Source organism: Actinoplanes sp. NBRC 101535 (assembly GCF_030269225.1).
GTDB classification, from domain to species: domain Bacteria; phylum Actinomycetota; class Actinomycetes; order Mycobacteriales; family Micromonosporaceae; genus Actinoplanes; species Actinoplanes rectilineatus.
In genome coordinates, this window is sequence record NZ_BSSY01000008.1 from 373,892 (window position 1) to 387,916 (window position 14,025).

Here is a 14,025-nt window from a genome sequence, read left to right on the forward strand (position 1 = left end):
TGTGACCGGTCACACCGGCACATGTCGATCGAAGAGGTGGGGCGCGATGCATGCGAATCTGCAGGTCGAAGTGGTCGGCACGCCGGTCTCGCTGAGCGTGGAGATCCTCACGCCCGGCAGTGGCCGGGCCCGCGCCTCGCACCGCCTGGCCGGGACCGCCATCGGCCGCCGTCTCACCCTGACCGATACCGAACAGACCAGCGACGGCGACTGGCAGGAGCGGCGACTGCACCTGACCGACGACGGGCTGGCCGTCACCGTGCTGCTGCGCTCCACCGGCGGCGTCCCCGCCGTCCAGGCCACCACGACGGTCACCAACACCGGCGAGGCGCCGCTCACCCTGCTCGCGGTCAGTTCGCTCGCGGTCGCCGTCGACATCCCCGCCGACCGCCTCGACCTGCTGCGCGGCGACAGCGAGTGGCTCGGCGAGGGCCGCTGGCAGCGCCGGCCCCTGCGCGAGCAGGGCGTCCCGGACATCGCCCTGCCGGCCCACGGGCAGGACGGCCGCGGACGGCACGCCGCGATCAGCACCGGCACCTGGTCCACCGGGCAGACCCTGCCGACCGGCGCGCTGATCGACCGGCAGAGCGGCGACACCTGGCTCTGGCAGGTCGAACACAACGGACCCTGGCGCTGGGAGGTCGGCGAACGGCTCGGCGGGGCATACGTGTCGCTCTCCGGCCCGACCGACATCGATCACCAGTGGCAGCAGGTGCTGCGGCCGGGGGAGAGCTTCACCAGCGTGCCGGTCTCCCTCGCGGTCTCCGGCGACGGACTGCACGGCGCGGTGGCCGCACTCAGCGCACATCGCCGGGCCCTGCGGCGTACGCATCCCGAACGCGCCGCCCTTCCGGTGATCTTCAACGACTACATGAACACGCTGATGGGCGACCCGACCACGGCCGCACTGCTGCCCCTGATCGACGCCGCGGCCGACACCGGCGCCGAGGTGTTCTGCGTGGACGCCGGCTGGTACGACGAGGACGGCCGGTGGTGGGACAGCGTCGGCGCGTGGGAGCCGTCCCGCACCCGGTTCCCCGGCGGCCTCGAGGTGGTGCTCGACCACATCCGCCGGCACGGCATGGTGCCCGGCCTGTGGCTCGAACCCGAGGTGATCGGCGTGCGCAGCCCGCTCGCCGGCAAGCTGCCACCCGAGGCGTTCCTGCAACGCCGGGGTGTCCGCGTCGTCGAGCACGACCGCTACCACCTGGACCTGCGCCACCCGGCCGCGATCGCCCACCTCGACGAGACCGTCGACCGTCTCGTCACCGAGTACGGCGTCGGCTACTTCAAGCTCGACTACAACATCGACCCCGGGGCGGGCACCGACCTGGACGCCGACAGCCCCGGCGCCGGACTGCTGGCCCACAACCGGGCGCACCTGGCCTGGCTGGACGCCCTGCTCGACCGGCATCCGGGACTCATCCTGGAGAACTGCGCGTCCGGAGCGATGCGCATGGACTACGCGATGCTGTCCCGGCTCAACCTGCAGTCCACCAGCGACCAGCAGGACCTCGCCCACTACCCGCCGATCGCCGCCGCCGCGCCACTGTCGATCCTGCCGGAGCAGGCGGCGAACTGGGCGTACCCGCAGCCCGGCATGTCCGACGAGGAGATCGCGGTCGCGCTCTGCACCGGCCTGCCCGGGCGGCTCTACCTCTCCGGCCACCTGGACCGGATGAGCTCCGGTCACCGTGACCTGGTCCGCTCCGGCGTCACGGTGTTCCGGGAGATCCGGCACGACCTGGCGCGCGCCGTGCCGGTCTGGCCGCTGGGCCTTCCCGGATGGTCCGATCCGGTCATCGCCCTCGGTCTGGTGGCTGGTGGAACCACCTACCTCTGGGTGTGGTTCCGGGACGGCCGGGGGACCGCCCGGCTGGACCTCCCCCACCTGACCGGGGACCACCTGGCCGTCGACACCCTCTATCCGGCCTCGTTGCCGCCGTTCGACCTCGACCTCGACACGGCGGCCCGACAACTCACCATCACCCACACCGGCGCGGCTCCTCTCGCGGCCCGGCTGATCCGTATCGATTCTCAGAAGGGAACGTCGTGACGGCTCTCTCCCGCAGAACAGTCCTCGTCCTTGCCGCCTCTCTCGTCGTCGCCGGCTGCACCGATCCCGGTTCCGGCGGCGCCACCACCACGACCGGGCCGGCCACCTGGGCGGATCCGGCCGGCAGACTCGACGGCGTCACACTCACCCTCTGGGCGGCGCAGAACAGCAACACCGTGCCGGCGAAGGTGATCGCCGATTTCCAGGCCGCCACCGGTGCGACGGTCGAGGTGGTCACCATTCCGGACCCCTACGAACAGGGCGTGCAGACCCGGGTGGCGACCGGCGACAAACCCGATCTGGCGTTCTGGCAGCCGACCGCGTCGATGCTGACCGCCCTCAATGCGAAGAACAACCTGCAGCCGCTGACCGACGTGCCCTGGCTGCCGCAGCTGGCCCCGGAGCTCAAGGACATCACCGGGATTCTCGACGACACCAGATACGCCGCGCTGGTAACCAGTCCGGCGGTCGAAGGCGTCTATTACAACAAGGAGGTCTTCGCGGCGGGCGGCATCACCACCACCCCGAAGAACTTCGACGAGATGGTGACGGTCGCCCGGCAGCTGAAGGCCAAGGGCGTGACGCCGTTCCACGAGATGGCGGCCGACCGGTGGGCCACCCAGTGGTGGGTGCAGGTGCAGTTGGCCGACGCCGCCAAGGACGGGTTCTGGGAGAAGGTCAACACCAAGCAGGAGACGTTCAGCAGCCCGGTTGTCGTCGACGCCATCAAGAAATACAAGGCGCTGATCGACGAGGGTCTGTTCAACAGCGACATCAAGACGGCCACGTTCGCCGACCAGGGCCGGGCGCTGCTGGACGGCAAGGCGGCGATGGTCGTGCAGGTCAACTCGTTCTTCGGCCAGCTGCAGGCGAGCGCGGACACCGCCGCACTGGACGCGAAGGTCGGCTTCTTCCCGATCTCACCGACCGGCAACGTGGGAACCTTCATCCCGGACCAGTCCAACGCGCTCGTCGCGTTCCGGACCGGGGACGCGAAACGGGAGGCGGCGGCACGGCAGCTTCTCGCGTACTGGATGGGCCCGGGTTATCCGTCCTTCGTCGCGGACCGGAAGACCATCTCGCTGGAGCCCTCGGTGCCGACGCCCGACGGTGTGCCGCAGGCGCTGAAGGACGTGCACGCATCGCTGGGCACCGCGGTCGGATCCATGCAGGCATCGGCGGCGGCGAATCCCGATCTGTACATCAACCTCGCCGACATGATCACGGGAACGATGACGCCGGACGAGGTGGCGGCGGCGACCCAGACGCAGTTCGAGCAGCTCGCCAAGGCCGCCGGTGTCCCGGGGTTCTAAGGCTTTCGACCGGGGCCGGCACACCCATCCGCTCTGGTTCCTGGCGCCGGCCTTCGCGATCCTGCTGGTCTTCTTCTTCCTGCCGACGGTCTTCAACTTCGTCTACGCGTTCACCGACTGGTCCAGTTTCCACGCCGAGATCAGACCCGTCGGGACCGAGAACTTCCAGGACCTGATCGCCGACGGCACGCTGCTGCGCGCCCTGCGCATCACCCTGGTGTACGCCGTGCTGGTCGCGATCCTGCAGAACGTCTTCGGATTCCTGCTCGCCGTCCTTCTCGAACGCGACACCACGGTGAACCGGATCGCCCGGGTGCTGATGCTGGTCCCGGTGCTGATGTCGGCATTGGCGGTCGGCTATGTGTTTCAGGCCCTGCTGAAGCCGACCGGAAGCGTCAACACGCTGCTGGGCATCGACTACGCCTGGCTGGCCGATCCGGACTGGACGATCCTGACGGTCGCGGTGATCCACGCGTGGAAGTGGATGGGGCTGTCGATGCTGATCTACCTGGCCGGGCTGAAGACCGTGCCGCTGGAGCTGACCGAGGCGGCCCGCATCGACGGCGCCTCCCGCTGGAGACTGTTCTGGCGCATCCGGTTCCCGCTGCTCGCCCCGGCGATCACTTTCAACGTGGCGACGGCACTGCTCGGCTCGATGAACGGGTTCGACATCGTGCAGGCCACCACCGGCGGTGGGCCGGCGCGGACCACCGAGATCCTCAACATCTTCATCTACCGCACGTTCGGCCAGGGACTGTTCGCCCAGGCGACCACGATGAGCCTGATCCTGTTCCTGATGGTGGCGCTGCTGGCCTTCCCGGTCATCCGGCTCCTGCGCAAACGTGAGGAGATCGTATGAGCGACTCGCGGATCTGGACTCGGATCCAGCCCGTCGTCACGACCCTGCTGGTCGCCGTCGTGATCGGTATCCCGCTGTGGTTGGTGGTGGTCACCGCCGGCAAGTCCCGGGGGGAGGCGCTGACTCCGGACCTCACCCCGCCTTCGGACTGGCGCCTGCTGGAGAACCTCGGCACGGTGTGGACCGAGGGGCGCATCCCGGCGGCGTTCCTCGGCAGCGTGCTGGTGGTGGCGCCGGCCGTGGTGGGTGTGCTGGTCCTGGGGTCGATGGCGGCGTGGATCCTCGCCCGGCGCAGCGGCCGGACCGCCGCGGTGCTGTATGCCGTCGGCATCAGCGGCATCGTGCTGCCGCCGGCCGTGGTCACCCTGGTCCTGCTGCTGCGCCAGCTCGGACTGGCCGGAACGGCGACCGGCATGATCGGCGTCTACATGGGCATCTACCTGTCGACGGTGATCTTCTTCGTGACCGGCTTCGTGCGGACGATCCCGCCGTCGCTGGAGGAGGCGGCACAGATCGACGGGGCGGGCCCGGTCCGGGTGTTCCTGCGGGTGGTGCTGCCGTTGCTGCGGCCGGTCCTGGCGACGGCGACGATCCTGATCTGCCTGTACGTGTGGAACGACGTGTTCTACGCGTTCTTCGTGGTGGGCGGGCGGCTGGACACGTTGCCACTGAACCTGTTCCGCGTCGCCAGCGCGGGCCTCTATCTGAACAACTGGCACCTGATCTTCGCGTACGTGATCATGATGAGCCTGCCGTTGATCGTGGTTTTCGCGGTCGCCCAACGGAAGATCATCTCGGGCATCACGAGCGGGGCGGTGAAGTAGGCACGGCCACCAGCGAACCGCTCTCCATCGCGACCCAGACGAGGGAGTCGCCCACCCACAGGCCGTGCGGCTCCCGGCCCGGCAGGTCGTGCAGGGTGACGTCGCCGCCGGACGTGACCCGGGCCAGTTGACCGGAACCCCACAACGTCACCCAGCAGCCGCCGTCACGGTCGGCGGCGACGGCGTGCGGTCAGCAGCCGGGATCCTCGAAGACGATCTGCCGGACGGTGTGCGACGGGTCCACGAGCCCCACGCAACCGCCGGCGATGTCGGCGTACCAGACGCCCTGGTCGCCGCCCGCGGCCGCGGCGATGCCGACCGGGGCGGCCGGGGCCCGTCCGCCCGGAAGCTCGACGAGACGCATCGTGCCGTCGTCCAGACAGGCGAGGGCGTCGGCGCCGTTGAGCGCCGTCCACGGCCGGCCGTCGGCGTCGACGGTGAGCATCGCCGCCCGGGCCTCCGGGACCGGCAGGTCGAACAGGGTCAGGCCGCCCGTCGCGGTGGCCCGGCCGATCCGGTTCCGGCCCGGCGCGGTGAACCAGACACCGCCGTCGGGCGCGGCGGCGATCCCGTACGGCGCCGAGCCCTGCTCCAGCTCGATCACCGTGTAGTCGCCACCGGTGTCCCGGCGGACCAGCCGATCGTCGGTGCGGGTGCACCAGAGCGCGCCGTCGGTGGCGACGGCCAGCAGCATCGGGGTGCCCTCGAGGGGTTCGAACCTCTCGGTGGGCAGCACCATCAGCAGTCCCGGCGGGTTCAGGATCGTCGTCCACAGGTCACCGGCCACCGCATAGGGGGTGTAGCCCGATGGCAGCGTCACTTCACGTGCGGGCATCGGTCGCCTCCTTGATCAGCGGGGACCGCCCAGCGTGGTCTGGGCGGCTCTGGTCCAGCCGAGATCGACGACGTGGACGTCGCCCCCGGTGCAGGCGCCCCTGGTCGAACCGGCGAAGCGTGATCCGTGCTGGTAGACGCCGGGCCGCTGCTGGTTCGCGGCGGGCTGGGTGAAAACGGCCACCGACCGGGGCACAGCGTCGCAGCTGACGGCGTCACCCCAATACTCACTGAAGTTCAGCGGCGGCGTCATCAGGTTTTTGCCGCCGGCCACGCGGATCGCGCCGATCTGCTGTTCGACGCCGGTCCGGACGTTGAGGACCCAGGCGCCCCACCACTGGCCGCCGCCGTCGGCCTCCAGCCGCCACACGCGATACCGGTAGTCGGTCCGCACGTCGATCGTGTAGGGCAACCGGCAGCTCCACCCCGTGCCCTCACCGCCGAAACGCCCGCAGCTGCTGCCCCGGGCGTTGGTGGCGTTCCACAACGAGAAGATCGCCAGATCGCCGGTGCTGCCGTTCGGGCGCCGCGCGTCGGTCTGCAGTCCCATGTAGCCGGCCTCGTTCGGCGTGGAGGTGAAACCCCACTGCATGGCCCAGTACGAGTTCCTGGCCTTCCGCGTGACCTGGACCCGCTGGTCGATGTTCCAGAAGCCGGTCGCCCCGTTGAAGTTCCATCGAGCCGCGATGTTGGCGTTCTGGTGCTGGACCGCCTGCGCCGGCGCGGCACTGACGGCGACGAGTGCGGTGGTCGCCACAGCCGTCCCGGCCAGCCAGCGACTGATTCTCCTGAGCATGTCGTCGGCCCTGCTTCCTCGGAGAGGTTACGTCGAGAACCCAAGGTGCCGCGGAACGCCGTCGTCCGGAACCACCCTGAAGCGGGACTGACGCCGGTGAGGTGCGACCGCGCAGGGCGTTGACCGAACGGGCGATGTGTCGTCGGACCGTTCGCCTGCCGGGGTGGCCGCGGTGGGCGACGGCTCGGGAGTTCGCGCCGTCGCCCCGAGCGGGTCAGCCGACCGGGTTCCAGCTGTCGGCGACGGCCCGGTATTTCTGCGGGGTGTGGTTCGCGGCCCGGGCGTCGGAGAGCTGCCGTCCACGGGCTATCTGCTGGATCACGGTTCGGCGCGGTTCGGCGCACCTATGACCGGGTGAACCGGCGCTTCGACCACAGGTATCCGGTCAGGGCGACCACCGCGCACCAGGCCAGCGCGATCCACGGGTCGTTGCCGAGCGGCCGGTCCATCAGCAGGCCGCGCAGCGTCTCGATGATCGGGGTGAACGGCTGGTACTCGGCGAACCAGCGCACCGCCGCCGGCATCGAGTCGGTGGGGGCGAAACCGCTGCCGAGGAAGGGCAGCAGGATCAGCGGCATCGGTGCGTTGCTCGCCGTCTCCACCGAACCGCTGGCCAGGCCGATGCCGACGCACAGCCAGACGAACGCGAAGGTCACCGCGGCCAGGAAACCGGCGAACGCCAGCCAGCCGAGCGGCCCGGCGTCCGGCTGGAACCCGACCAGCAGCGCCACCGCGAGCACCGCGACGACCGCGAGCGCCGCCTGGATCATGCTGCCCAGGACGTGCCCGGTCAGCACCGAGACGCGGGCGATGTGCATGGTGCGGAACCGGGTGATGATGCCCTCGGTCATGTCCATCGCCACCGAGATCGCGGTGCCCTGGACCGCGGACATCACCGTCATCAGCAGGATCGCCGGGGTCACGTAGTCGATGTAGTCGCCGCGCCCGCCGCCCAGCCCGGCGCCCATGGTGCCGCCGAACACGTAGACGAACAGCAGCAGGAAGACCACCGGCATCCCGATGAGCACGACGGTCATCGAAGGGTAGCGGATCATCCGTTTCAGGTTGCGCCGCAGCATCGTTCTCGAGTCGCGGGCGGCCAGGCTCATCGTCGTCATCGCGTGTGTGCCTTTCCGTGGGTCAGGGCCAGGAAGACGTCGTCGAGATCGGGGGTGTGCACGGACAACTCGTCGACGTCGACGTGGTGGTCGTCGAGTCGTCCGATCAGGGCGCGCAGCGCCGGGAGGCTGCCGTCGCTGGGCACGCGCAGCGCCAGAGGGTCACTCTCCGCAAAACTCTCCTCGAGTACGCCCGAAGCGGCGTCCCGCCCCCGCGGGTCGGCGAACCGCAGCCGGACGTGGCCGCCGGGGATCCGCCGTTTCAGCTCCTCCGGGGACCCCTCGGCGACGATCCGTCCTCCGTCCAGGACGGCGATCCGGTCGGCCAGTTCGTCGGCCTCCGCCAGGTATTGCGTGGTCAGCAGGACGGTCACGCCCCCGGCCACCAGGTCCCGGACGATTCTCCACATGTCGCGCCGGCTGCGCGGGTCGAGACCGGTGGTCGGCTCGTCCAGGAAGATCACCTGTGGGCTGCCGACCAGGGTCATCGCCAGGTCGATCCGGCGCAGCATGCCCCCGGAGTAGGTGGACACCGGCTTGCCGGCCGCGTCGGTCAGGCCGAACCGGTCGAGCAGTTCGGCGGCCCGTCGCCGGCCGTCGGCGCGGCGCAGGTGGTGCAGGTCGGCCATCAGCATCAGGTTCTCGAAGCCGGTGAGCAGCCGGTCGACGGCGGAGAACTGGCCGGTGACACCGATCGCGGCGCGGACCGCGTCCGGTTCGCGGACCAGGTCGTGCCCGGCGACCCGGACCGTGCCAGCGTCGGCGGCCAGCAGTGTGGACAGGATCCGCACGGTGGTGGTCTTGCCGGCGCCGTTCGCGCCGAGCAGCGAGAACACCGTCCCGCGTGGCACGTCGAGGGTGATGCCGTCCAGGACGAGATGGTCGCCGAACGACTTGCGCAGACCGGTGGCGGTGATCGTCATGAGGTTCTCCCCGCGGAACGATGGATGGTGATGTCACCGGCCGAGGTGCGGGCCCGCACCTCGGCGGTCTCGTCGGTGTCCTCCGGCCGGGCGGCGCTGTCCAGCCGGGTGTGCACCTGGCCGTACGCGGTGTGCACGTCGAGCCAGGCGGCGGTGCCCTCGGCGATGCCGATGTCCAGGTCACCGGAGGCGGTGGTGAGCACGGCGGTGCCGGCCACCACCTCGCCGACCCGGATCGCGCCGTTGGACGTCTTCGCGTCGACGGCGCCCCCGGCCCGGCCGATCGTGATGGCGCCGTTGGCGGACCGGACCCGGACGGCGCCGCCGACCGTGCCGATCACGGTGCCGCCGTTGGAGTTCTTGACGCCGGCGGCCCCCTGGATCCGGTCGGCCTCGATGTCGCCGCTGCCGGTGGCGAGTTCGGCGTCGCCCGCGATGTGCTCGGCGGTGATGTGACCGAAGGCGGTCTGCAGGTTCGCCGAGCCGGTCTGTCCGGTCTGGACCGTGCCGTAGCCGGTCTTGAGCCGGCAGTCGCCGAGTGGGCCGGCGCAGCGGATGTCCCCGGCCCAGGTGTCGGCGGCCACCCGGGAACCGGACGGCACCTCGATCGAGACGTGCACGGACCTGCTCTTGCGGGCGAAGTCGAGCATCCGCCGGGGGCCGGCGACACGCAGCTCACCGTCGATGTAGTCGACGCTGATCTGGGCCGCCGCCTCGATGTCGGACCTGTCGTCGGCATTGCCGGGGCGGACGTCGACGACGGTGTCCAGCCGGTCGCCGGCGGCGATCCGGATGCTGCCGTTGGCGATCTCGACGGTGACCTTGATGGGGGCGGGGGTCTCGAATGTGGGCATGGTTGGTCTCCTTGTCGAGGTCAGCGGACCCAGCCGGTGAAGCCTTGCTTGGCACGTTTCGCACCGCTGGCCTCGCGGGGTGGCACCCGGTCGGTCGGCTGCAGCGCCGCCGCGGCCGCCCGGACCAGCCAGGCGTTGACCGAGCGGCCCTCCCGGGCGGCGGCCTCCTCGATCGCCGCCTTGAGCTGTTCGGGCATCCGCACATTGATCCGGGCGGCCGGACCGTCCTCGACGGTGTCCGGCGTGGTGCCGGTCGGTGCCACGGTGGCACCATCCGGCTCGGCGGGTGCCGCGGTCACCACGAAGTCCGGGTCACGGCCACGCAGCCGCACCTCCACCGACCCGGGCGCCATCTCCCGGGTGATCTCGTCGGTGGCCGCCGTCAGCGTCTCCAGCAGGGTCAGCCGGATCGCCGACTCGAGCGCGCCACTCAGCCGCTCGGCCAGGGCGCGGGCCTCCTCGCCGCCGGCGCCGGCCAGTGTGGCGAACTCGCGTCCGAGGTTGTTCACGTACGACGTCAAGTCCATGGCATCACTGTGGCACCATAATGGCACCACCGCAAGAAACTGTCGGACATCGGGCCGCGCCCGCCCGGCACGTCAGGCGCGGAAGCCGGCCCCGGTCGCCGGACGGGCACGGCGGTGCTGTTTGGCCGCGTACATGCCGGTGTCGGCCTCGCGCAGAACCGCCTCCGCGTCGTAACCGCTGCTCGCGGCGGTGCCGAGCCCGAGGCTGCCGCCGGCCGTCACGGTCACCGGCCCGTCCGGCGTCTCCACGGTGAACGGCTCGTCCAGGGCGCGCTGGATGCGGTCCAGCACCCCCGCCGGAACGCCGCCCTCCCACAGCACCACGAACTCGTCGCCGCCCAGCCGTGCACACAACGCGGTCAGGCCGGACGCCTCGGCCAGGCGTCCGGCCACCGCGATCAGCAGCTGGTCACCGGCGTCGTGGCCGTGCGTGTCGTTGACCGCCTTGAAACCGTCCAGGTCGACGAACATCACGGTCAGCGGCGCGCCGCGGGGCTCGCACCGGGCCACCGCCGTGGCGAGCCGCTGCCGGAAGAGTGCCCGGTTCGGCAACCCGGTCAGCGCGTCGGTCTCCGCCTGGGTGCGCATCCGCTCCAGGAACAGCGCCTTCTCCAGGACCAGCGCGCTGACATCGACCAGATGGTCGAGGAACAGCCGGGCATCGCTGTCCGGGGCGGGCGCACCCGTCACCAGCAGCGTCCCGACCTCGGTGTCGTCATGGCCGAGGGCCAGCCGCTCGGTTCCCTCCGGCAACTTCTCGGGTACGGGACGACCGCCGGTCAGGTAGACCGCGGCGGACGCCACCGGCACGTACTCGATCAGGGTCTTGATGACGCGCCGCACCACCTCGTCCACGTCCAGGAGCCGGGCCAGGTCCGCGGTCAGCCGGTGCAGCAGCCGGGACCGGCGCAGCTGCTCCTGGGTCCGGTGGTAGAGCAGGCCGTTGTCGGCGGCGAGCGAGATCCGGCTCACCACGGCGGCCAGTTCCTGCACCTCGGCGGCGTCGAACGGGGTGTCCGCCCGGCGAACCAGCAGCAGGTGGCCGAGATGCTCGTCGCGGACGGTGAGCAGGCCCCAGGCGACGTGCCGCGGACCGCTGGGAGCCAGCCAGTCCGGGATGGTGAAGTCGCCGGCCGGGCCGGCGGTGACCGGGTTCTCCGCGGTCAACCGGGCCGGATGCTCCGGTGGGTCACAGGTGCCCGGGGGTAGGTGGCGAGCGGCGATACCCCACTGGGCGGCAAGCCTGACTCTCCTCGATTCGTCATCGGGAGTCAGCACTATCGCCACGTCGGCGCCGAACAGATCGGCGACCTCGCTGACGGCACGGTCGTACACGTCGTCGACGTCGACGAGCTGCCCCAGCGCACTGATCAGGCGGGCGAGACGGGTGGCCCGGGCCAGTGCCCGTACCGACGTGACCCGCGACTCGGCCAGCTCGGCGCGGAGCCGGACCACCTCCTCGAGTTCCTGCTCGACGTGAGTGCGGGTCATGGCTGCTCGCTGTGTGTGCGGGTCATGGCTGCTCGCTGTGTGTGCGGGTCATGGCTGCTCGCTGTGTGTGCGGGTCATAGCGCCAGGGCCACCACGGTGGCGTTGTGGAAGCCGGTCGACCCGGTGACCCGGGCGAACTCCCCGTACGTGAAGAACCCGGCCAGCGGCATCCCGCCCAGGCCGGACCCGATCGCCGCGGCCTCCCGCGGCACGTCCTCGCCGAGCGGCTCCACCCGGGCCGCGCAGCTGAAGACCAGGCCGCCCCGCGACGGCGCGACCAGCTGGCCGGCCGCATCCGCAGCCGCCCGCGCCGCCGCCTCCAGCAGATCCCGCGGCTCACCGGCCATCACCTGCATCACCGACTGGTCACTGACGTGCGCGAACATGACCAGGCTCCGGTCCGGCCGGGCCCCCAGCACATGCCGCACCTCGAACCCGCCGGACGCGGTCGCCAACCCCAGCGGATGGCCCAGTGCCGCCTGCGCGAACGGCGTCTCCCACAGCCGTTCCATCGTCGCCGCGGTGATGTCCGAACCCCGCTGCCCGAGGTACGCGTCGACGGCCGGCCGCCCGTCGAGCTCGAGGATGATGTTGCCGTCGGCCCGGGTCACCACCATCGGGGTGCCGATCGGGTGCCAGCCGTGCGCCACGCCCACTCCGAGCGGGCGCGGCGAGTTGATCCAGACGGCGACCAGTCCGTTCGACATCACCCGTCCCGCACCGAACTGGTAGGTGACCACCATCGAGATCCTCTCGCTGGCGGTACCGCCGACCAGGGGGACGGTTGCGCCGGTCACCGCGTACGCGCCGCGCACCACCTCACGCTGGTCCCCGGCCAGGCCGTCGGTGAGCATCATCAGCACCGAGTGGTCGGCGTCGCCACCGGCCCGTTCCCGCGCGGTCTCGGCGGCGTCGCGGGCGGCGGCGTACAGGTCGTCGCTGATCCGGTCGGTGACGGCGACGCCGAAGGTGAGGTCGGCGGCCGGCAGGTAGAGCGCGACCGCCCCGCCGTCGACGGTGTCGGCGTCGGTGAACCCGGCGAACGAGCTGCACCCGATCACCTGGGCGTCACCGGCGGCGCGGGCCGCGGCGGCGAAGAAAGTGTGCGGGTCGTAGTCGATGCTGGGGAAGACGACGACCAGATCGGCCGCGGACGGTGTCCGGCCGCCGATGGCCTTGCGGACGCACTGCTCACCGGCCTCGCCCGGGTCGGTGGCGAGGCTGCTGCCGCGGCCGAGGTCGTCTGTCATCGCGCCGTGCCCGCTCCCTCGCGCCGTGTCCGCTTCCCCCGCTCCCTATCGGCCGCTGTCGCCCCCGGGTGAAGGGTTCCGAACCCCGGCACCCGCGCTGAGCAGCACCGACATCGGCGCTTCCTGCGGAGGATACCCATCCCACCCGGCTATGTCACCGATGACATCCGCTCGAAGAAATTGCCATGACACCGGTGACACGCACCGGGGACATGGCTTACTGTGCGTTTCAGCCGAGTTAACAAGTGGCTCTGCTCACAGGCCAGGAGAGGGGTTCGCGTGACGGTCGCCCCACTTCGATACCGGCCCTGGATCGCTCATCAGGAACGAAGGTCGCCATAACCCCCCGATCCACCCCGCGACCTGCTCAGCCCCCCACACCGGAAGGTGACAGTCATATGGCACCCCTTCTCGAGGCGCGCGGCCTCTGCCGAAGTTTCGGACACGTCCGCGCGCTCACCGACGCCTCGTTCGACATCCACGCCGGCGAGGTGGTCGCGTTGATCGGTGACAACGGCGCCGGAAAGTCGACGCTGGTCAAGGCGCTCACCGGGAACCTCGACCTGGACGAGGGCGAACTCCTCTTCGACGGCCGCCCGGTCGCCGTCACCTCCCCGCAGCAGGCGTCCGCGATGGGCATGGAGGTCGTCTACCAGGATCTGGCGCTGGCCCCACACCTCAACCCGGTGCAGAACATGTTCCTCGGCCGGGAGATCCCGCGCCGCGGGCTGCTCGGCCGGCTGGGCTTCATGGACGACAAGACGATGCGGGTACGCGCCGAAGAGGGCTTCCGGGAGCTCGGCGGCACTGTCCGTTCCCTGACCGCGCAGGTCGGCGCGATGTCCGGCGGTCAGCGGCAGCAGATCGCGATCGTCCGGGCGATCAGCTGGGCCAGCAAGGTCGTCTTCCTGGACGAGCCGACCGCGGCGCTGGGCGTGGTGCAGACCCGCAACGTGCTGGACACCATCAAGCGGGTCCGGGACAAGGGCATCGCCGTGGTGCTGATCTCGCACTCGATGCCGCACGTGCTGGAGGTCGCCGACCGGGTGCAGGTGATGCGCCTCGGTACCCGGGTCGCCACCCTGCCGGCCGCCGGCACGACCGTGGAGCAGCTGGTCGGCGCGATGACCGGCGCCCTGGACCATGCGAACACCGGCAAGGAAGGCCCCGCGTGAGCGTC

General features: G+C 70.8%; 12 protein-coding genes and 1 pseudogene. 5 read left to right on the forward strand and 8 right to left on the reverse strand.

The window, feature by feature from the left end:
• Nucleotides 1–46: 46 nt before the first annotated feature.
• From QSK32_RS23975 to QSK32_RS23990, 4 genes are read left to right on the forward strand one after another with little or no spacing between them, the layout of a single operon-like run.
• Nucleotides 47–2,056: a glycoside hydrolase family 36 protein gene (locus QSK32_RS23975; protein WP_285473230.1), complete on the forward strand. Its 2,010-nt coding sequence runs from the start codon at nt 47–49 to the stop codon at nt 2,054–2,056.
• Nucleotides 2,053–3,369 carry an ABC transporter substrate-binding protein gene (locus tag QSK32_RS23980; protein ID WP_285473231.1) on the forward strand — a complete coding sequence of 439 codons (1,317 nt, stop codon included), beginning with the start codon at nt 2,053–2,055 and terminating at the stop codon, nt 3,367–3,369. The genes QSK32_RS23975 and QSK32_RS23980 overlap by 4 nt, the downstream gene beginning before the upstream one ends.
• Nucleotides 3,353–4,228 (forward strand): carbohydrate ABC transporter permease, encoded by an 876-nt coding sequence (locus QSK32_RS23985; RefSeq protein WP_285473232.1) that lies wholly within the window; start codon nt 3,353–3,355, stop codon nt 4,226–4,228. The genes QSK32_RS23980 and QSK32_RS23985 overlap by 17 nt, the downstream gene beginning before the upstream one ends.
• Nucleotides 4,225–5,052: a carbohydrate ABC transporter permease gene (locus QSK32_RS23990; RefSeq protein WP_285473233.1), complete on the forward strand. Its 828-nt coding sequence runs from the start codon at nt 4,225–4,227 to the stop codon at nt 5,050–5,052. The genes QSK32_RS23985 and QSK32_RS23990 overlap by 4 nt, the downstream gene beginning before the upstream one ends.
• Here QSK32_RS23990 and QSK32_RS24000 read toward each other — a convergent pair.
• The 8 genes and pseudogenes from QSK32_RS24000 to QSK32_RS24035 all read right to left on the reverse strand — a co-directional run bounded on the left by QSK32_RS24000 (nt 5,030) and on the right by QSK32_RS24035 (nt 12,845).
• Nucleotides 5,030–5,887, reverse strand: a pseudogene (locus tag QSK32_RS24000) (Vgb family protein). The gene QSK32_RS23990 and the pseudogene QSK32_RS24000 overlap by 23 nt on opposite strands.
• 15 nt (nt 5,888–5,902) lie before the next feature.
• A complete protein-coding gene (locus QSK32_RS24005) occupies nt 5,903–6,682 on the reverse strand; it encodes a DUF3472 domain-containing protein (protein WP_285473236.1) in 780 nt (259 codons plus the stop codon).
• Between the two features lie 344 nt (nt 6,683–7,026).
• A complete protein-coding gene (locus QSK32_RS24010) occupies nt 7,027–7,800 on the reverse strand; it encodes an ABC transporter permease (RefSeq protein ID WP_285473237.1) in 774 nt (257 codons plus the stop codon).
• Nucleotides 7,797–8,723, reverse strand: coding sequence for a daunorubicin resistance protein DrrA family ABC transporter ATP-binding protein (locus QSK32_RS24015; protein ID WP_045741624.1), 927 nt, complete (start codon nt 8,721–8,723; stop codon nt 7,797–7,799). Before QSK32_RS24015 ends, QSK32_RS24010 begins: the two co-directional genes overlap by 4 nt.
• The gene (locus QSK32_RS24020) at nt 8,720–9,577 is read right to left on the reverse strand and encodes a DUF4097 family beta strand repeat-containing protein (protein WP_285473238.1); all 858 of its coding nucleotides are present in this window, start codon (nt 9,575–9,577) and stop codon (nt 8,720–8,722) included. Before QSK32_RS24020 ends, QSK32_RS24015 begins: the two co-directional genes overlap by 4 nt.
• Nucleotides 9,578–9,597: 20 nt before the next feature.
• Nucleotides 9,598–10,104, reverse strand: a complete 507-nt coding sequence (locus QSK32_RS24025) for a ribbon-helix-helix protein, CopG family (protein WP_045741626.1) — start codon at nt 10,102–10,104, stop codon at nt 9,598–9,600.
• 72 nt (nt 10,105–10,176) lie between these two features.
• Nucleotides 10,177–11,595, reverse strand: coding sequence for a GGDEF domain-containing protein (locus tag QSK32_RS24030; protein WP_285473239.1), 1,419 nt, complete (start codon nt 11,593–11,595; stop codon nt 10,177–10,179).
• A gap of 74 nt (nt 11,596–11,669) precedes the next feature.
• Nucleotides 11,670–12,845 (reverse strand): FIST signal transduction protein, encoded by a 1,176-nt coding sequence (locus QSK32_RS24035; RefSeq protein WP_045741627.1) that lies wholly within the window; start codon nt 12,843–12,845, stop codon nt 11,670–11,672.
• Between the two features lie 398 nt (nt 12,846–13,243).
• Here QSK32_RS24035 and QSK32_RS24040 point away from each other — a divergent pair, with 398 nt between their 5' ends.
• Nucleotides 13,244–14,020: an ATP-binding cassette domain-containing protein gene (locus QSK32_RS24040; protein ID WP_285473240.1), complete on the forward strand. Its 777-nt coding sequence runs from the start codon at nt 13,244–13,246 to the stop codon at nt 14,018–14,020.
• The last annotated feature ends 5 nt before the right edge of the window (nt 14,021–14,025 follow it).